The sequence below is a fragment of the Dermabacter sp. p3-SID358 genome, assembly GCF_025147465.1.
Lineage (GTDB): Bacteria > Actinomycetota > Actinomycetes > Actinomycetales > Dermabacteraceae > Dermabacter.
This window is the reverse complement of record NZ_JALXOZ010000002.1, coordinates 1-19,174: the sequence shown is the minus strand read 5'-3', so window position 1 is coordinate 19,174 and position 19,174 is coordinate 1. Positions and strand designations below refer to the sequence as shown.

General features: G+C 62.6%; 18 protein-coding genes. 16 read left to right on the top strand and 2 right to left on the bottom strand.

Features of this window, described 5'->3' with window-relative positions; translation table 11 throughout:
- Positions 1 to 9 precede the first annotated feature (9 nt).
- The 8 genes from tsf (at position 10) to M3B90_RS01480 (ending at position 7,520) form a co-directional block, all read left to right on the top strand.
- Positions 10 to 834, top strand: a complete 825-nt coding sequence (gene tsf / locus M3B90_RS01515; RefSeq protein WP_259888297.1) for a translation elongation factor Ts — start codon at positions 10 to 12, stop codon at positions 832 to 834.
- Positions 835 to 996: 162 nt separating this feature from the next.
- Positions 997 to 1,761, top strand: a complete 765-nt coding sequence (pyrH, locus tag M3B90_RS01510) for a UMP kinase (protein WP_259888296.1) — start codon at positions 997 to 999, stop codon at positions 1,759 to 1,761.
- A gap of 50 nt (positions 1,762 to 1,811) precedes the next feature.
- Positions 1,812 to 2,378, top strand: a complete 567-nt coding sequence (gene frr / locus M3B90_RS01505; RefSeq protein WP_259888295.1) for a ribosome recycling factor — start codon at positions 1,812 to 1,814, stop codon at positions 2,376 to 2,378.
- A gap of 82 nt (positions 2,379 to 2,460) precedes the next feature.
- Positions 2,461 to 3,393, top strand: a complete 933-nt coding sequence (locus M3B90_RS01500) for a phosphatidate cytidylyltransferase (RefSeq protein WP_259888294.1) — start codon at positions 2,461 to 2,463, stop codon at positions 3,391 to 3,393.
- Positions 3,386 to 4,651, top strand: coding sequence for a 23S rRNA (adenine(2503)-C(2))-methyltransferase RlmN (gene rlmN, locus M3B90_RS01495; protein ID WP_259888293.1), 1,266 nt, complete (start codon positions 3,386 to 3,388; stop codon positions 4,649 to 4,651). The genes M3B90_RS01500 and rlmN overlap by 8 nt, the downstream gene beginning before the upstream one ends.
- Before the next feature lie 117 nt (positions 4,652 to 4,768).
- A complete protein-coding gene (locus M3B90_RS01490) occupies positions 4,769 to 5,317 on the top strand; it encodes a DivIVA domain-containing protein (protein ID WP_259888292.1) in 549 nt (182 codons plus the stop codon).
- Positions 5,317 to 6,654: an RIP metalloprotease gene (locus M3B90_RS01485; protein ID WP_259888417.1), complete on the top strand. Its 1,338-nt coding sequence runs from the start codon at positions 5,317 to 5,319 to the stop codon at positions 6,652 to 6,654. The genes M3B90_RS01490 and M3B90_RS01485 overlap by 1 nt, the downstream gene beginning before the upstream one ends.
- A 101-nt stretch (positions 6,655 to 6,755) precedes the next feature.
- Complete coding sequence (locus M3B90_RS01480) at positions 6,756 to 7,520, top strand: GNAT family N-acetyltransferase (RefSeq protein ID WP_259888291.1); 765 nt, start codon at positions 6,756 to 6,758, stop codon at positions 7,518 to 7,520.
- A 21-nt stretch (positions 7,521 to 7,541) separates the two neighbouring features.
- Here M3B90_RS01480 and M3B90_RS01475 read toward each other — a convergent pair whose 3' ends face one another.
- Positions 7,542 to 8,294, bottom strand: coding sequence for a GTP pyrophosphokinase family protein (locus tag M3B90_RS01475; RefSeq protein ID WP_259888290.1), 753 nt, complete (start codon positions 8,292 to 8,294; stop codon positions 7,542 to 7,544).
- Positions 8,295 to 8,438: 144 nt separating this feature from the next.
- Here M3B90_RS01475 and M3B90_RS01470 point away from each other — a divergent pair, with 144 nt between their 5' ends.
- On the top strand, positions 8,439 to 10,205 hold the full coding sequence (locus M3B90_RS01470) for a proline--tRNA ligase (protein WP_259888289.1): 1,767 nt from the start codon (positions 8,439 to 8,441) through the stop codon (positions 10,203 to 10,205).
- A 10-nt stretch (positions 10,206 to 10,215) separates the two neighbouring features.
- On the opposite strand, the gene M3B90_RS01465 is transcribed toward M3B90_RS01470, so the two are convergent.
- Positions 10,216 to 11,262, bottom strand: coding sequence for a ferritin-like domain-containing protein (locus M3B90_RS01465; protein ID WP_259888288.1), 1,047 nt, complete (start codon positions 11,260 to 11,262; stop codon positions 10,216 to 10,218).
- 96 nt (positions 11,263 to 11,358) lie between these two features.
- Here M3B90_RS01465 and rimP point away from each other — a divergent pair, with 96 nt between their 5' ends.
- The 7 genes from rimP (at position 11,359) to truB (ending at position 19,078) form a co-directional block, all read left to right on the top strand.
- Positions 11,359 to 11,904 (top strand): ribosome maturation factor RimP, encoded by a 546-nt coding sequence (rimP, locus tag M3B90_RS01460; RefSeq protein ID WP_259888287.1) that lies wholly within the window; start codon positions 11,359 to 11,361, stop codon positions 11,902 to 11,904.
- Positions 11,905 to 11,955: 51 nt separating this feature from the next.
- Entirely contained in the window at positions 11,956 to 12,924 is a 969-nt protein-coding gene (nusA, locus tag M3B90_RS01455) for a transcription termination factor NusA (RefSeq protein ID WP_259888286.1), read from the top strand.
- Positions 12,925 to 13,134: 210 nt separating this feature from the next.
- Complete coding sequence (locus tag M3B90_RS01450) at positions 13,135 to 13,428, top strand: YlxR family protein (protein WP_259888285.1); 294 nt, start codon at positions 13,135 to 13,137, stop codon at positions 13,426 to 13,428.
- A 90-nt stretch (positions 13,429 to 13,518) separates the two neighbouring features.
- On the top strand, positions 13,519 to 16,419 hold the full coding sequence (gene infB / locus M3B90_RS01445) for a translation initiation factor IF-2 (protein ID WP_259888284.1): 2,901 nt from the start codon (positions 13,519 to 13,521) through the stop codon (positions 16,417 to 16,419).
- 107 nt (positions 16,420 to 16,526) lie between these two features.
- Complete coding sequence (locus tag M3B90_RS01440; protein ID WP_259888283.1) at positions 16,527 to 17,624, top strand: TRM11 family methyltransferase; 1,098 nt, start codon at positions 16,527 to 16,529, stop codon at positions 17,622 to 17,624.
- 34 nt (positions 17,625 to 17,658) lie between these two features.
- Entirely contained in the window at positions 17,659 to 18,105 is a 447-nt protein-coding gene (gene rbfA / locus M3B90_RS01435) for a 30S ribosome-binding factor RbfA (protein WP_259888282.1), read from the top strand.
- Positions 18,098 to 19,078, top strand: a complete 981-nt coding sequence (gene truB / locus M3B90_RS01430) for a tRNA pseudouridine(55) synthase TruB (RefSeq protein WP_259888281.1) — start codon at positions 18,098 to 18,100, stop codon at positions 19,076 to 19,078. Before rbfA ends, truB begins: the two co-directional genes overlap by 8 nt.
- Positions 19,079 to 19,174 lie beyond the last annotated feature (96 nt).

The window sequence follows — 19,174 nt, the reverse complement described above, 5'->3', positions numbered from 1 at the left end:
AGACAGATAATGGCTAACTACACGGCAGCAGATATCAAGGACATCCGCGAGAAGACAGGCGCGGGCATGCTCGACGTCAAGAAGGCTCTCGACGAAGCAAACGGCGACCACGAAAAGGCCGTCGAAATCATCCGCGTCAAGGGCCTCAAGGGCATCGCCAAGCGCGAGGGCCGCGCTGCGTCGGAGGGCCTCATCGCCGCCGATGTTCGCGACGTCGAGGGCGGCCAGCTCGGCACGCTCGTGGAGATCAACTCGGAGACCGACTTCGTGGCGAAGAACGCTAAGTTCATCGCTCTCGGTGACGAGGCCGTTGCGGCCGCAGTGGAGTCGGGCGCAACCACCCCCGAGGAGCTCGCTGAGACGCCCTTCGGCGAAGCGCTTACGAACGCTGGCGCAACCATGGGTGAAAAGATCCTCGTGCGCCGTATCGGCCGCGTCCAGGGTGAGGTCGTCACGAACTACATGCACCGCACCAACAAGGACCTCCCGCCTCAGGTTGGCGTGCTCGTCGCGACCGACAAGGCCGGCGAAGAGGTCGCACGTGACGTCGCGATGCATATTGCCGCGTACTCGCCCCTCTACCTCACCCGCGAGGACGTTCCCGCGGATGTCGTCGAGAACGAGCGCCGCATCGCCGAGGACACCGCGAAGAACGAGGGTAAGCCCGAGAAGGCGATCCCGAAGATCGTTGAGGGCCGCATGAACGGATTCTTCAAAGAAAACGTTCTTCTCGACCAGCCCTTCGCAAAGGATCCGAAGCAGAGCGTCGGCAAGGTTGTCGAGGCCGCTGGCGGCACCGTGACTGGTTTCGTGCGCTTCCGCGTGGGGAACTGATTTTTCCGACGCTTGCAGGAGCGTCATCGCGAGGGCTCGCACCCGTGGGGTGCGGGCCCTCGCTTCTTTTGAGCTTCTCACACCGGGGTTTTCTCCACAGGGGGAGGTGCGGTGAGACCGGTAGACTGTGACCCCGAGAACTCGCACTCGGAAGGAATGTACATGAGCACCGATCCCGACCCAATCACGTCGTCGATTCCCGCGATTGAACCAAAGGAAGGCTCGCGCCGCGTGCTCCTCAAGCTTTCGGGTGAGGCTTTTGGCGGCGGGCGCGTGGGTGTCGATCCCGACGTCGTCTCGCGTATCGCGCGAGAGATTTCCGAGGGAGTCGCCGCGGGCGTCGAGTGCGCAATCGTTGTGGGTGGAGGCAACTTCTTCCGCGGCGCTGAACTGAGCCAGCGGGGCATGGATCGTCGCCGTGCCGACTACATGGGCATGCTCGGGACAGTCATGAACTGTCTCGCGCTCCAGGACTTCCTCGAGCAGGCGGGTACGTCGACGCGCGTGCAGACCGCGATCACGATGGGGCAGGTCGCCGAGCCCTATCTCCCGCTGCGTGCCGTGCGCCACCTCGAAAAAGGTCGCGTCGTGATTTTCGGTGCTGGGGCTGGCCTGCCGTACTTCTCGACCGATACGGTCGCCGTGCAGCGCGCCCTCGAGATCGGCTGCCACGAGGTGCTCATGGCAAAGAATGGTGTGGATGGCGTGTACACGGCAGATCCAAAGAAAGACCCGAATGCGACGAAGCTCGAACACCTCACCTACAAGGATGCACTGCGCGAGGGGCTTCGAGTTGTGGACTCAACCGCTTTTAGCCTGTGCATGGATAACAAGCAACAAATGATGGTCTTCGGCCTCGATGCGCCGGGCAACATCACGAGGGCTATGCGCGGCGATCGCATCGGCACGGTTGTGACGGGCGACTAAGATAGCCTTACCAGGCGAGACGTTTGATAAATCGGAAGGAACCGAGAGACATGAGCGAGGACACCGGAAGCATCCTCAAGGATGCCGAGAAGAAGATGGCGAAGTCGGTTGAGGTGACCAAAGAGGAGTTCACCGCGATTCGTACGGGCCGAGCGAGCGCCGCCATGTTCCAGGGCATTACCGCCGACTACTACGGGACTCCCACGCCGCTCAACCAGCTTGCGGCGTTGCAGTTCCCCGAAGCTCGCACGGTGATTGTGACGCCCTACGACAAGGGCGCGATGGCCCAGATCGAAGAGGCACTTCGCGAATCGGATCTCGGTGTCAACCCCACGAACAACGGCGACAACCTGCGCATCGTCCTTCCTGCGCTGACCGAGGAGCGCCGTAAGGATTACACGAAGCTCGCGAAGACCAAGGCCGAGGATGGCCGCATCGCCATCCGCGGTTCGCGCGGTCACGCGAAGAAGGCAATCGAGAAGCTCGTCAAGGACAAGGAGATCGGCGAAGACGAGGGCACTCGCGCAGAAAAGGAGCTCGAGGTGCTCACGAAGAAGTACACCGAGCAGGTTGACGCCGCCCTCGAGGCTAAGGAAGAAGAGCTGCTCACCGTTTGAGCGGCCTCCCTCACCATTCGTGAACACACGTCACGGTCGCAGACGCGCCGTGCCTGGCTCTACGCCGGGCACGGCCGTTGCCGTGTCTGAAAGCACCTCGCCAGAAGCGCCCCTCGCGGCCCCCGAGACCCTCGTGAGCGAGGAGCGGCTTGTTGCGGACGTTTCTGAAAAGCCAGTCGCGACGCACACACGAACGCCTAGAACAGGGCGTAATCTTCCCGCGGCGATCACGGTCGGTCTCGCGCTCGTGGCGGTTCTCTACGGGTGTGTGTATGTGCTCCCGGTGCTCTTCACTCCCGTGGTCGCGATTGCCGTGGTCATTGCGACTCTCGAAGTGGCCAATGCTCTCGAGGGGGCGCGTCTTCGAGTGCCCTCCATTCCGCTTCTTGTCGCGAGCGTCGGTGTCGTCGTGTCGGCGTGGCAGTACGGCGCCTCTGGTCTTCTCGTTTCGACCATCGTGGGAGCGATCGTCCTGATCATATGGCGCACGACCGAGGCGACGGGCCTCATGGCGCTGCGCGATACTGTGGCGGGGATTTTTGCACTGTTGTGGGTGCCGTTCATGGCGAGTTTTACGATCCTGCTCATGGCGCAACCGAATGGCGCGAATAAGGTGATGTTCGCCCTCGTTGTGCCCATCATGAACGACACGTGTGGCTACGCCATGGGGGTCCTCTTCGGAAAGCACCCCATGGCCCCGGGGATCAGCCCCAAGAAAACGTGGGAGGGTTTTACCGGCTCATTCATCGGCGGCGTTGCCGCCGCCGGCCTCATCGGTCACGTGTGGCTCCCGGAGATTGGTTTATGGTGGGGCCTCGCCTTCGGCGCCGTCATGGTGGTCGTGTCGACCGTCGGCGATCTTAGCGAGTCTCTCCTCAAGCGCGACCTGCGCATTAAAGATATGGGGCAATTGCTTCCGGGCCACGGCGGCATGATGGATCGTCTTGATTCGATGCTTCTCACCGCCCCGACTGTTTTCATTCTTCTCGCGATTGTGGAGGCCATCAGTGGCTGAGAAACCTGCCCCGAAGCTTAACGTGGCGAAGGACCTTTCGCGCGAAGTGGTCAAAGGTGAGCCCGTGCGGCTTGCCCCGGGCCAGCTTCAATTGCGACCTTCACGCCGAGGTAAACCGCCCGCGCACCTCGCGGATCTCACACTCGACGAACGTGCCGAAGCGATCAGGGAGATGGGGCTTCCCGCGTTTCGCGCGAAGCAACTCTCCAAGCACTACTTCGAGCACTTCACGACCGACCCGGAGGATATGACGGACCTCCCGAAGTTGGATAGGGCCGTACTCGCTGAGCGGTTCTTCCCGACCCTGCTGACGAAGGTGTCGCAGCAAAGCGCCGATCAGGGTATGACCCAGAAGTTCCTATGGCGCCTCTTTGACGGTTCGCTCGTCGAATCGGTCCTCATGCGCTACTCCAACCGCGTGACGCTGTGCATCTCGTCGGAGGCTGGTTGTGGCATGAACTGCCCGTTTTGCGCGACCGGCCAGATGGGTCTCACGAGAAACCTCTCTGCCGCGGAGATTCTCGAGCAGGTGCGGATCGCGAATCTCCTTCTTTCCCGCGGCGAGATTCCCGGTGGCGAGGGCCGCGTTTCCAACATTGTGTTCATGGGGATGGGCGAGCCGCTCGCGAACTACCGCGCTGTTGCAACGACGTGTCAGCGGCTTAACGCCCCAGCGCCCGAGGGCTTTGGGATGGGCGCGCGGCATATCACCGTGTCGACCGTGGGCCTCGCAGCCGCAGTCCGCAAGCTCGTGAAGGAAGAGATCCCCGTGACGCTCGCGGTCTCCCTCCACGCCCCCGACGATGAGCTTCGTAACGAACTCGTACCTATCAACCAACGCTTCGACATCGATGAGATTCTTGATGCGGCGTGGGAGTATTTCGAGGCCACCGGACGCCGCGTGTCGATTGAGTACGCGCTCATTCGCGACATCAATGATCAAGCCGAACGAGCTGAGCTTCTCGCGAAGCGCCTCATCGCCCGCGGAGGCGCGCATTGGGTGCATGTTAATCCGATCCCGCTCAATCCCGTGAAGGGCTCGAAATGGACGGCCTCGGATCCGTGGGTCGAGCGTGCGTTCGTGGAGACCCTGCGTGAGCACGGAATCTCGGCGACGATTCGCGACACGCGGGGAAGCGATATTGACGGTGCGTGTGGTCAGCTTGCTGCAACGGTCGTCGAAACTGATGAGCGCCGGGAAGATCGCGAGGCCCGCGTCGCGAGGGTCGAGGAGATTGCGCGCGGTACCGGCGCGTGATTTTTTGGGCCGACGCTTGCCGGTCTTTCGGGTGCCTAAGCATTACAGTGGTGCAAGGACGGCGTGTGCCTCCTGATTTTGTCGCGTGAGCATCCCCGTTGAGAAAGGGAGCAGTTGATGAGTACGGCTTTTGAGCGTGCCGGGCGTTTCACCTTTGGCTATAACGTCGAGGAGGTCGACGACTTTCTTCGGCGCGCACGCGCGGCATACGAAGGGCGCGATGGCTCCTTCCAAGCCGCCGATGTCATCACTGCCAAATTCTCGACCGAACGTGGCGGCTACGACATGCTTGCCGTAGACGAGGCGCTCGACCGACTGTCGGATGCGTTTGCGCTTCAGTACCGCGATGAAGCGATCGAGCGGGATGGTGAAGAAGCGTGGATCGCTGAGCTCACTAAACGCGCGGAAGTTCTCCAGGAGCGCCTTTCGCGCCCCGCGGGTGAGCGTTTTCGCCCCGCGGATCAGGGGGAGCGTGCCTACGATCGCGAGGATGTTGACGCCCTGTGCGATCAGCTCCACGCGTATTTCACCGATGGATTCGCGATGAGTGTCGACGATGTTCGCCGCGCAGCTTTCCGTGCCCGCAAGGGGGCCGATGGCTACCAGGAAGCCGTCGTTGACGTGTACCTCGATCACGTTGCCGACGTGATGGCATCCGTTCCGTGATGATTCTTCTTTACGTGCTCGGCATCCTTCTCATGGTTGTCGGGCTCGGGCTCTCGATCGCCCTCCACGAGATCGGGCATCTCGTTCCCGCGAAGCGCTTCGGTGTGCGCGTCACCCAGTACATGATCGGATTTGGTCCCACTCTATTTTCACGCGTCAAGGGCGAGACCGAATACGGCATCAAGGCAATCCCGCTCGGCGGTTACATCCGCATGATCGGGATGTTTCCCCCGCACAAGGGCGAGGATCCGAATGCGGTCCGCGAGGATTCCACGGGCTTCTTCCAGCAAATGAGTGAAGAGGCACGGCAATGGGATTCGAGCCAGTACGGGGCCGAGGATCGCCACCGCACGTTCGTGGCGCTCAGCGCTCCGAAGAAACTCGTCGTGATGCTCGGTGGCCCCACGATGAACCTCCTCATTTCGGTCGTGCTCACTGCGGTTGTGCTGAGCGGTTTCGGAATGCCGCACGTTACCTCCGAGGTAAGTACGGTGTCGCGGTGCGTCGTGCCCGCGACTGCCTCGAGTGATGCGTCGTGCGAGGGAATGCCTGAGGCGCCCGCGTACGCTGCGGGAATCAGGCCCGGTGATGCCATCACATCGGTCGATGGAACCCACGTCGAGGACTTCAACGAGATGAGCTCGCTTATTCGGAAGCATCCGAATGAAAGCGTCGAGATCGGGCTCGTGCGTGGCGGCAAGGCGATAACCGTGAGAGCCAAGCCCGTGGCAAATGAAGTGGTGGCGCGTGATGCGGAGGGTACGCCGGTGAAGAAGGCCGACGGTTCCTACGAAACCGTCGAGGCGGGATTTCTTGGTGTGACCGGTACGCAGGAGCTCAAGCCGCGGCCCCTCACCGAGGTGCCAGGCGTCGTGTGGGAACAGTTCGCGGGCACAGCGAAGGTCGTCGTGACCCTGCCCGTACGGGTGTGGGAGATCGGCAAAGCAGCCTTCAGCAGTGAAGAGCGCGACCCAAACGGTCCCATGGGCGTCGTGGGTGTGAGCAGGCTCGCGGGTGAGATCGTTTCTCAAGACTCGCCTGGCTTCTCAATCAAGGAAAAGGCGTGGACTTTCCTGTCGATGCTCGGTTCGCTCAATATGGCGCTTTTCGTGTTCAATCTCGTGCCGCTCATGCCGCTTGACGGCGGTCACGTCGCGGCAGCGCTTTATGAAGCTGCACGCAGGCGCGTCGCGCACGTTCGCGGCAAGCCTGACCCCGGTCCCGTAGACGCCTCGCGCATGCTCCCCGTTACGAATGTCATCGCGATCGCGTTCATTCTCATGAGTGTGCTTCTTATCTACGCAGATATCGTGAAGCCGGTGACCCTTTTCCGGTGACACGACTCTCGACACTGTGGCGCAGACGCCCCGCGGATCTACACCCTCTTGAGGGGGAGTGGGTTTCTCCCGCGCGCGAAGCGATGCTCCGAGAGGCGCACGTGAGTACCCTTGCTTCCGCGCGATTCGAGGAACTTGCGGCAGCGGGACGAAGCGGGACTGAATTCACGGTTCTCACGCGCGGCAACGATCTTCGGGGAATCCTGTGGCACGGTGTAAGCGCGAGTGTCCTTGCCCCAGAGTCTTACGACGCTATCGAGCGTCTCTCACGGCACGCGCTCGCGATTTCGACGCGATACTCGTCAATCGTTGCGGAGCGCGGCATCGCGATGCACATGTGGAATGTCATGCGCGAGGGGATGCCCCGTGAGCGCGAGGTACGAAGTCACCAACCGCTGCTTGAATATTCTGCAGGGCAAGCGTCGGACCCTGCCCCCGCCACGGTTGAGGCGGCCGAAACACGAGACCTGAGCCATGTGTTCCCCGCTGCCGTGGCGATGTTCCGCGAGGAGGTGGGCACGGATCCGTGTCGCGGGGATGGCGGCAGGGGATATCGCGCCCGAGTCGAGCACTTGCTTCGCGAGCGGCGCACCTACATCGCGCGCGACGGTGAGCGGATCGTGTTCAAAGCCGATCTCGGTGCGCTATTCGGCGACGTCGCGCAAGTACACGGCGTGTGGATTGATCCCGCCTATCGCGGCAAGGGGCTCGCCGCGCCGTTTATGAGGGAGACCGCGAACCTTATTCGTCGCGACCACGCGCCGCGCGTGACCCTCTACGTGAATTCGTTCAATACTCGTGCGAGGCGTGCCTACGAGCGTGCTGGTTTTGTGCCGGTAGGAGAACTTGCAACCGTACTGTTTTAGGCCCGGCTACCTCAAGTCGGTCTAGTCGTTTGTGTGACCGGGCAGTGGTGGCCCCTCGATCTGGTCGCGGACGATCCCCATTTGCTCATCGAGGCTCGCGGCGGTTGCGGCAATCTCGACGAGTTTCTTGCGCATTTCGGCGGGAAGCTCCCCGCGGTACTTGTACTTGAGCTCGTGCTCGGCGCTCGCCCAAAAATCCATCGCGATCGTACGGATCTGTACCTCGATCGGCACATCGATTGTGCGAGTTGAGAGGAAAACGGGAACCTCGAGAATGAGGTGAAGGGAACGGTATCCGCTCGGTTTGACGTTCGCGATGTAGTCCTTCTCCTCGAGCAGGGTGATATCTGGTTGCGAGGCGAGGGCGCGCGCCACGAGATAGCAATCCTGGACGTAGCTGCACGTGATGCGCACGCCGCCGATATCGCGGATGCGATTGCGGATTTCGTCGAGGTCGGGCGGGCACTGCGTGCGCACAAGCTTGCCGAGGAGGGAGTCCATCGACTTTACGCGGGTTTTCACGTGATCGATTGGGTTGTGAGGGGTTGTCACGTCCCATTCGCCCGAGAGGATCTCGATCTTCGTGAGGATTTCCTTGAGCCCGAACTCGTACGGCATGAGGAAGCCTTCGAGTTTCTCCCGCACGATTTGCATGAGGCGGTCGGGATCGCCCTCCATCTCTTCCCGTAGCGAGTCTTCTTCACCGATGAGGGCACGCAAGTACGCGATCGAGGGCGATGGTGCAATACCCGAAAGCGTGAGCGGCTCAGACATGTCAACCTTCCCGTGGTGACGAGTGACACTCCACGATACGCGTTGAGTCCTGGGATTTTGCGGGGTGTGTGGGGCGGGCGCACTACACTGTGAGGGTCGAGGAATTCGCCTCGGAGACCCCTGTTGCCTGGAGGACAACGCCCCATGCTTCGCATGTCATCGAGCTTCATTCGCACGCTTCGAGAAGACCCGGCCGAAGCCGAGTTCGCGAGCCACAAGCTGCTCGTGCGCGCCGGCTACATTCGCCGCACGGCGCCCGGTATCTACACGTGGCTCCCGCTCGGCCTCAAGGTCCTGCGGAAGGTCGAAGCGATTGTGCGCGAAGAAATGGACGCCGCAGGCAGCCACGAGATCCTCTTCCCGGCACTCCTCCCGCGCGAACCGTACGAGGAGACGAACCGTTGGAGCGAATACGGCGACAACCTCTTCAGGCTCAAGGATCGCAAGGGCGCCGACATGCTTCTTGGCCCCACCCACGAGGAAATGTTCACCCTCGCGGTAAAGGACCTCTTCACGTCCTATAAGGATCTGCCTATTTCGCTCTATCAGGTGCAAACGAAGTACCGCGACGAGGCACGTCCGCGCGCGGGTCTTCTGCGCGTGAGAGAGTTTGTCATGAAAGATGCCTACAGCTTCGATATTGACGACGAGGGCCTCGAGCGTTCGTATCTGATCATGCGCGAGGCGTACCAGCGCATATTCGAGCGTCTCGGCCTCGACATCGTCATTGCGAAGGCCGATGCTGGCGCCATGGGTGGTTCTCGATCCGAGGAGTTCCTCCACCCGACCCCCGTGGGAGAGGACACGTTCGCTCTGAGCCCCGCGGGGTACGCTGCGAATGTCGAGGCCGTGACGACGGTTGCCGGGGAGGCCCTCGATTCCGAAGCTATCGCGGCGCTTCCCCTAGCGCGCGACATCGAGACCCCCGGCGCCACGACAATCGACGCACTCGTCACGTTCCTCAATGAAAACGCACCGCGCGAAGACTCTCGCGCGTGGGAGGCAGTCGACACCCTCAAGGCGCTCGTCTACATCGAGAAGACTCCCGAAGGTGAAGAGTCCCCGCTCCTCATTATGATCCCGGGCGACCGCCAAGCCGATGAAAAGCGACTCGAGACCGCGCTCGCCCCCAACGAGGTGCGCCCCTTCACCGAAGAGGACTTCGAGAAGTACCCGGCCGTGAAGAAAGGGTATATCGGCCCACAGGGGTGGGGTCTCGACGCGAATGGCTACCGCCTTTTGCTCGACCCGCGCGCAGTGGACGGCACGACATGGGTGACGGGCGCGAATCGCGAGGGAGCGCACGCGCTTGGCGTTGTTGCGGGGCGCGATTTTGTGGGCGACGGTTTCGCCGAGATTGCCGAAGTACGCGATGGCGATCCTTCGCCAGACGGTTCGGGCCCCCTTACTCTCACGCGCGGCATGGAGATGGGGCACATCTTCCAGCTCGGCCGCAAGTATGCCGAAGCTCTAGGCCTCAAGGTTCTCGATGAGAACGGTAAGCAGCAGGTCGTGACCATGGGCTCCTACGGCATCGGCGTGACGCGTGCTGTTGCGGCAATTGCCGAGACGTATCACGACGACAAGGGTCTCGCCTGGCCGCGCGCCGTCGCGCCGCTCGACGTGCATGTTCTCGCGACCGGCAAGAACCAGGAAGTCTTTGAGAAGGCCGAAGAAATTGCCGCAGCTCTCGAGGCAGAAGGCTTCGACGTGCTCTACGACGATCGCCCGAAGGTTTCGCCGGGCGTGAAGTTCAAAGATGCCGAGCTGCTTGGCCTCCCCACGACGGTTGTCGTAGGACGCAGCCTCGAAAAGGGAGTCGTGGAGGTGCGCGACCGTCAAAGCGGCGAGAGCCGAGAGGTTGCGGTCGCGAACGCGCTCGCGGAAATTCTCGAGGACCTGCGCGGATAGTAGGCCGTTCTTAGTCGTCGCCCGCGTCGATCCCGGGGAACGGGGCGAGGCGTTCGTGGAGCGGCTCGAGGGACTTAGCGCTCTCGAGCGCCGCGAAGAGAAACGGCGCCCGTTCGCCAAATGGTGCGAGGCCCACGAGTTCGACCGCGTTTGCTAACGAGCGCGAAGTGATGTCAATGCGCATCTCGGCTGCCTTCTTCGCATCCAGGGGGCGAGGAAGGGCGTAGCCCGCCTCGCGCGCGACCGGTTCGAAGCCGAGTCGTTCGGAGACCTTCCCAAACTCCTCGGCCCGCGCCGCGTGGGAACGCGCTGCCTTGACATACGAGTCGCGTCTTTCTTTCTCGACGCGGGTTGCTGCCACTTCGAGGGCGTACGCGGCAAAGTTCTCGTCCTCCTGTGCCCGCTGGAGAGGGACTTCGATGAGACTTGCCTCCGCGGGTTCCGGAGGATCGATCTTAGGGACAGCACGGGAGGGCTCGGCGTCGGTGAACTGTTCCGGACCGCTCACCCCTTCGATCTTGGCCTCATGTGCACGATGCGCGAGGCGAGAGGCAGCCCACTCGGCCCATGCGGCGCCCGATGCACAAAGGTCGGCGAAGTCCCCTGAGACCTGGATGGCCGCCTGGGCGTAGAGATCGCGCAACGCAGCGAGGCTGCGCGCGCTCTCGGCCATCGCTTTTTCAGCAGGAATCTTCGAGCTCGACCCAGGAGCCGCAGACGCCGCGGTGGTGCGCGACGATTCTTTCGCCTCGGCTGAGGCGGTTTCTTCTTGCTCAGCGCCTGTGCGGAGGGCGCGTTGATGAGTTGTGAGTGCCGCGGCGAGAAAAGACGGGAAATCGCCTCGCGATTCGGTCTTTGCGAGGTTTGAGGCGAAGTCCGTCACAGATTGAAGGAGATCAGTGCGGTAAATCTCGTCGATTCCCGGTGGGGGAGGTGTGTAGGCCTCCCTTTCACCGATGGCTATGCGCCTCTGGCCAGAACAACCCGCGAGAGCTGGTGCGGTGATCGCTGCAACGAGAAACCCTCGCCTGGCCAGGACTTTCTGTGTTGGCCTCATGCGGCTCCTCGCTCCCGGATGTGCCACGATGTTCAGCACACTATGATCTCGATGTCCCACTCTATTGGGTAGGGACGAGCGTGCGAAAGGAGCTCCATGGAGAAAAACACCGCCTCCGCCCAGGCCGGTCAAGCCGAGAAGCTCTCGAAAGCTTTCGCGCCCATCATCGAGAAACACGGTCTCGTTCTCGAATCGCTCGACGTGAAAAAGCGCGGCGCGGCAGCGCTTCTCGATGTCGTCGTGGACCTACCGGAAAACGAGATTGGGAGCGCCGACCTCGACACCGTGACAGATGTATCCCGCGAACTCTCTGAGCTTCTTGATGCCGATGCGAGCCTCATCGGCGAGGGTCCTTCGACCCTCGAAGTCACGACTCCGGGCGTCTTTCGGCCGCTTACTGAAATCCGCCACTTCAAACGTGCGCGTACGCGGCTTCTCGATGTTGACGACACTGCGGGCCGCAGCTTCCTTGGTCGTCTCGAAGCTGTCGAGGGCGATGAGCTTGTTTTCGACGTGCAGAAACCGCCACATGTGCCGAAGAAAGTTGCGAAAACGGAGAAAACAGAGAAGGTCCCGCCCGGCCCGCATAGGATTTCCCTTTCCGACGTCGCCCGGGCCGAGATTCATCTCGAGTTCCGATAGTCCCGGTCAGCCACGGCACATAATTGAAGAACAGAGCATAAGGAGCACGCAATGGATATCGATATGGGAGCGCTTCGCGCGCTTGAACGCGAACGCGAGATCAGCATGGAGGTTCTCCTCGAGGCGATCTCGAGTGCCCTTCTTGCCGCCTACCAGCACACGCCTCACCCCGCGAGGGAGGCGCGCGTCGAGATTGATTCGAAAACGGGCGTCGTGACGGTCATTGCCCGCGACGTTGATATTGATGGCGAAGTCGAGGAATGGGATGACACCCCCGAAGGCTTCGGCCGCGTGGCCGCATCGATCGCGCGTCAGGTGATCTTCCAACGCATCCGTGCGCTCGAAGATGAAGCTGTTCTCGGAGAGTTTGCGGGCCGTGCCGACGACATCATCTCGGGAGTCATTCAGCAGGGTCGCGATGCCCGCATGGTTCAAGTCGACCTCGGAAATGTCGAGGCGCTCCTTCCGCCACACGAGCAGGTTCCCGGCGAGGAGTATCCGCACGGCAAGCGCATCCGCGCCTACGTCGTTGATACGCGTCGCGGACCGAAAGGGCCCGCGATCACACTTTCGCGAACCCACCCCAACTTCGTGCGTCGTCTCTTCGAGCTCGAGGTTCCGGAAATTGCCGATGGCACGGTTGAAATCGTTGCGCTCGCGCGTGAGTCGGGACACCGCACGAAGATGGCCGTCCGGGCCAATGTGGAGGGCGTCAACGCTAAGGGCGCGTGCATCGGCCCCATGGGTGCGCGCGTGCGTTCCGTGATGAACGAGCTCGAAGGCGAAAAGATCGACATCGTCGACTTCGATGAAAACCCGGCGACGTATGTTGGCAATGCCCTGAGCCCTGCGCGGGTGGCATCCGTCGTCGTCACCGATGAGGTCAATCGGCAGGTGCGCGCTGTCGTGCCGGAAAACCAGCTTTCGCTCGCGATTGGCAAGGAGGGTCAAAATGCGCGCCTCGCTGCGAAGCTCACCGGGTGGCGTATCGACATCCGCACCGAGGGTCAGGAAGGCTGAGCGGCGGGGGCTTAAAGGCCAGCTCTTCACGTGATAGTGCGCACGGCAGCGAGGCCAATTCCCTGCCGTGTCGAAAGCCAGGGGGTAGACTGGGCGAGCTGATCATTCGTATTCGAGAGGAACGTTGTCGCCATCACCGAGAGTCACATCGCGTCGAGTTCACACTCGCACCAGCTCTCGACCGAGGCACATCGTCCATCTCGTACGTGCGTGGGTTGCCGGGAAACCGGCGATCGTCGCGCGATGATCCGCGTGGTCCGCGAAGGTGGGGGATCGTCCCTCACTCTCGCCGTTGATCCCAGCGGAAGCGCCCACGGGCGCGGTGCCTGGGTTCATCCGGAGCGCGCATGCATTGCTTTCGCTCTCACATGCGGCGGTTTCCAGCGCTCCTTTCGAGCACCGGTAGACGTCGCGGCTCTCGCTGAGAACGGATCTCTTGAGAGAGCACGTGAAGCGATGACTCACCCCAAAAGGGGTGCCGAACCACATTTGGAAGCGGGATAACACCAATGGACATCCGATGAGTACTCGAAAATGAGCACCCTCAGGAACTAGTGGACCGCGCCTGCTCGGCGCGGCCGAGACAGGAGAATTGTGGCTAAACTTCGCGTCCACGAGCTCGCTAAAGAGCTCGGAATGCCAAGTAAAGAAGTCCTCGCGAAGCTCAAGGACATGGGCGAATTCGTGACCAGTGCGTCCTCGACGATCGAGGCCCCCGTTGCCCGCCGCGTGCGCGCAGCGTTCCCGAATGCGGGAAAGAAGAAGGGTGAGGAGGCGTCGGAATCCAAGGGCGCGGCGAAGAAACCGGCCCCGCGCAAACCGGCCCCGAAGAAGCCCGCCAAGGCTAGCGCCGAGAAGAGCGAGGCGAAGCCGGTCGAGAAGGCGAAAACCGAACGTCCCGCACCGAAGCCCAAGGCGAGCGATGACGCCCCCGACCAGGCGCCGAGTGCCGCACCTAAGCCCGGTGCGCGTGCAAACGCTCCGAAGCCCGGCGCTCCCAAGCCGCCGCGTGAGTCCAAGGCCGAGGCTTCGCCAGCGCCGAAGCCAGGTCAGGCCGCACCCAAACCCGGCGCTTCCCGACCGGGCCCGCGCCCGGGTGGCGCGCGCCCCGGAAACAACCCGTTCGCCTCCTCGCAGGGGATGCCTCGCCCGGGTGGCCGCTCAGGTGGGCGCCCCGGCAACAATCCGTTCGCGTCCTCGCAGGGGATGCCTCGCCCGGGAGGCCGCCCCGGCCCTCGCCCCGGCGGCGAATCTCAGGGCGGCCCGCGCCCGCAGCGTCGCGATAGCGATTCGCGTCCATCGCGTGAGGGCCGCGGCAACGCGCGCCCGTCGAACCGCGGGCCTCGCCCCAACCCGAACATGATGCCCGCGCACTCGCAGCAGGCCGAAAACCAAGGTCGACCCGCGGGTGGCAACGGTGGTCGCGGTGGCCGCGGCGGTCGCGGTCGCGGCGGTTTTGGCGGCGGTCCGGGCGGCCCAGGTGGCCCCGGCGGTGCTCCCGGACGCCCGGGTGGTCGCCCCGGTGGTGGCCGTGGCGGTCGTCGCGGCGGCACCCAGGGTGCGTTCGGCCGCGGTGGCAAGCCCGCGAAGAGCCGTAAGTCGAAGCGCGCGAAGCGCCAAGAATTCGAGCAGATGCAGGCACCCGCACCGGGTGGCGTGCAGGTCCCGCGCGGCGACGGCAATACCGTTATTCGCCTGCGCCGCGGCGCAACCCTGACCGACTTCGCTGAGCGTATCGACGTCAATCCCGCTTCGCTCATCACCGTGCTTTTTGCGATGGGTGAAATGGCGACCGCGACCCAGTCTCTCGATGAGGACACGTTCCAGCTTCTCGGCGAGGAGCTCGGTTACAAGATCCAAATTGTGTCTCCCGAGGACGAGGAGCGCGAGCTTCTCGAGCAGTTCGATATCGATCTCGAAGGCGAACTTGCCGAAGAGACAGAAGAGGATCTTGAGCCCCGCTCGCCGGTCGTGACAGTCATGGGTCACGTCGACCACGGTAAGACCCGCCTTCTTGACGCGATTCGTCGCGCGAACGTGGGCCAGGGCGAGGCTGGCGGCATTACCCAGCACATTGGTGCCTACCAGGTTCAGGTCGATCACGAGGGCGAGATGCGCCCCATTACCTTCATCGACACCCCTGGTCACGAGGCATTCACCGCTATGCGTGCCCGCGGTGCCAAGGTCACGGACATCGCGATCCTCGTGGTGGCTGCAGATGACGGCGTGATGCCACAGACGATCGAGGCGCTCAATCACGCCCAGGCGGCAGACGTCCCGATCGTGGTGGCCGTCAACAAGATCGATAAAGAAGACGCGAATCCGGACAAGATCCGCGCCCAGCTCACCGAGTACAACCTCGTGGCCGAGGAATACGGTGGCGACACGATGTTCGTCGATGTTTCGGCTCGCGAGAACCTGCACATCGATGACCTCCTCGAGGCGGTTCTGCTTACCGCAGATGCCGCCCTCGAGCTCAAGGCCAACCCGGACAAGGACGCGCGTGGGGTGGCGATTGAGGCGAGCCTCGATCGTGGCCGCGGCCCCGTGGCGACTGTCCTCGTCGAGCAGGGGACGCTTCGTGTGGGTGACGCTATCGTGTGTGGCACGGGTCATGGCCGTGTTCGCGCCATGATCGACGAGAACGGCAATCAGCTTGAAGAAGCCGGCCCGTCGCGCCCCGTTCAGGTTCTTGGTCTCAGCTCGGTTCCCGGCGCTGGTGACTCCTTCATCGTGGCTGCGGATGAGCGCATGGCCCGCCAGATCGCGGAAAAGCGCGAGGCTGCCCAGCGTGCCGCGCAGCTTTCGAAGCGTCGCAAACGCATGAGCCTCGAGGACATCAAAGCGGCCATGGAAGAGGGCAAGATCGAAACCCTCAACCTCATCCTCAAGGGCGATGCTTCGGGCTCGGTCGAAGCCCTCGAAGAAGCGCTGCTCGGTATCGATGTTGGCGAGGATGTTCAGCTGCGAATCATCGACCGCGGCGTTGGCGCGATCACGATGAACAACATCAACCTCGCTGTTGCCTCGGACGCCGTGATTATCGGCTTCAACGTTCGTGCCGAGGGGCAGAACGCCGAGTATGCCGAGCGCGAAGGTGTCGAGATCAAGTACTACTCGATCATCTACCGCGCGATCGAGGACATCGAGAACGCCCTTCTCGGCATGCTCAAGCCCGAGTACGAAGAGAAGGATATGGGCAGCGCGGAGATCCGCGAGATCTTCCGCTCCTCGAAGTTCGGCAATATCGCGGGTTCGCTCGTCATGTCGGGCACGATCAATCGCGGTGCGAAGGCCCGTATCACCCGCCAGGGTGTCGTGATCACCGAGAACCTCGAGATCGCTGGTCTGCGTCGTTTCAAAGATGACGTGACCGAGGTCCGTGAGGGCTACGAATGTGGTATCAACTTGGGCAGCTTTAACGATGTCCAGGAAGGCGACCTCATTACGACCTACGAGATGGTTGAGAAGCCGCGCGAAAAGAAGAAGGACTAACCATCCGGTGACAACTTGCGGGCGGCGCTTCGGTTTAGGCCGAGGTGCCGCCCGTTTCGCCGCCTATGCGGCACATGCGGTGTGGCAGGGAAAGAAACGGAGAGATCATGCGCATCAACGTTCTCATCGCGCCGAGCACGAATAGGGTCTACGGGCTTGATGCTCCGCGACTCGCTGCGGCTGAACTTGCCTTCGTTCTCAATGAGAGCTCGCCCGGTGCCCTTATTGGCACGAGCGGTGTGCGCGAGGCGGGCCTCGAGTTCCTCGCCCTCGACATCGATGAGGAAGCGTGGGAACGTGAGGAAACCCAGCGCGCGCTCGGCTACGCACTCGCGTTCAGCCCGCATGTGTTCGCAGCCTTCGAGGAGGTGGGGCGCATGCCCGCCCCAACGGAGGAGCGCAGTTACGTGGATGAGAGTCCGACGCTTCCCTTGCTCCAGCCGATCCCTCTTCCCGAGGTTGACCTTTACCCGAGCACCTTGCTTTCGACCCTTAAGTATCAAGGGAAAACTAATGAACAGTTCACGGCGCTCCTTCTTCACCTCGCGGCCCACGCCGCGGGCAGGGGAGAGGCACTACGTGACGGGAGCCTGCGGGTGCTCGATCCTGTCGCGGGTCGCGGGACGACGCTCAACCAGGCGCTCATGTGGGGGCTCAGCCCCGTGGGCGTTGACCTCGACAAGAAAGACGCCGAGCTCTATCGGGCCTTCCTCACAGCGTGGATGCGGGAGAATAAGCTCAAACACACGACCTCGGAAACGAAGCTGACGATCAATAAAAAAGCGCTTGGGAAGCACTTCCATGCCGAGCTCGCGCGTTCCAAGAGTGAGCAACGTGAGGGTCGGGGCCAGATCCTCGAGCTCTACACGGCGGACTCCACGGGTATCGATGTTTTCCTTAGAGCTCGAAGTGCCGACGTGATCGTCGCGGATCTACCCTACGGGGTGCAGCACGGGGCGAAAGTTGGGGCGCACCTCAGCCGTTCACCGCTTGATCTCCTTCGAAACGCGCTTCCGGCATGGACTCGAGTGCTCGCACGCGGCGGCGCCATGGCGCTCGCCCACAATCGCCACACGACACCGGCCGAAGATATGCGCGCTATTCTCGAGGAGCACGGGCTCGTGACCATAGGCGAGGAGATGAGCTTCAGGCACCGCGTCGATGCCTCAATCGACCGCGACATCGCGCTCGCGCGCAAGGCGTAAAGCGCCCAACCTTCACATCACGCAAGGAGAAACCATGAATGACAACCCCCGCGTGCGGCGCCTCGCCGACCAGATTAAGAAGATCGTTGCTCGCACCCTCGACGAAAAGGTCAAGGATCCTCGACTCGGTTTCGTGACGATCACCGACGTGCGACTCACGGGCGACGGCCAGCACGCCTCAATCTTCTACACCGTCTACGGAAGCGACGAGGAGCGTGCCGGAAGCGCCGCCGCACTCAGGGCTGCAAAGGGTATGCTCCGCAGTGCCGTGGGACGCGGCATCACCGCGCGTCTTACCCCGTCGCTCGAGTTCTTTGAGGACACGATCCCCGAGACTTCGAAGACGATCGAGGACCTCCTTGTTGAGGCACGCCACCGCGATAGCGAGCTCGAGCGTGAACGCGCAGGAAAGCAGTTCGCGGGCGAAGCCGATCCCTATCGCGTCCCGGGTGAACACCTCGTAGACGACGACGATGAGTAAAAAGCGCGCGGGCGAAGGGCCTCACGGCTTCCTCCTCCTCGATAAGCCTCAGGGCATGACGAGTCACGACGTGGTCGCGCGCGTGCGCTACCATCTCGGAACTCGCAAGGTCGGTCACGCAGGCACGTTGGATCCCGCCGCAACGGGTGTGCTCCTCATAGGCGTGGGGCACGGTACGAAACTTCTTACCTATGCCGTAGGTCTCGATAAGACTTACGAGGCGACGATCCGCCTCGGTCACGCAACCATCACAGACGATGCCGAAGGTGAGCGGTTGGGCCAGGTTGCGCCGGAAAGCGAGTTGCGCGCTCTCTTTGATGACCGCACGAGGCTCGAAACTGCCATCACCTCGCTCACGGGGGACATTTCGCAAGTTCCAAGCGCCGTGAGCGCAATCAAGGTGAACGGCGTGCGTTCATACGCGCGCGTGCGCGGGGGAGAAGACGTCCAACTTGAGGCGCGCCCTATTCGCGTGGATCGCTTTGAGCTCCGCGACGCACGCATTTCGGATGGTTTTCTTGACGTCGACTGCGTCGTCGATTGCAGTTCGGGAACCTACATCCGTGCTCTCGCCCGTGATCTAGGGGAGGCCCTCGAGGTTGGCGGGCACCTCACGGCCCTCAGGCGTACGCGCGTGGGCGAGTTCGGCGTCGAGAGTGCCCAGCAGGTTCCTGAGCGTGACGCACCGCGCGCGGAAGAGGCCCCCTCAAGAGCGCTTGCGCTCACCCCGCTCGGGGAGGCCGCAGCATCGTTTCTTCCGGTCCACGCCGTGAGTGAACGCGAAGCGACCGCGCTCAGATTTGGTCAGTGGATTGAGGCCCCGGGGGCGTCGGATACTGAAGCTTTCCCTGCGGCGGCGATTATGCCGTCCACGGGCGAACTCGTGGCAATCGTGGAACCCGCTCCGAAAAAGGGCCTGCTTAAGAGTGCGACCGTCATCCCGGGCCGGAAGGATCCGGATCAGCGCGTGTGATCCGCTGGAGCAGTGACTGGAGCAGTGATGTGTAGCTCGGTGCCACCGCGCTCGCGATCACGGTAGCCGCAAGAAAAGGTCGTGGGGGGGGGGGGC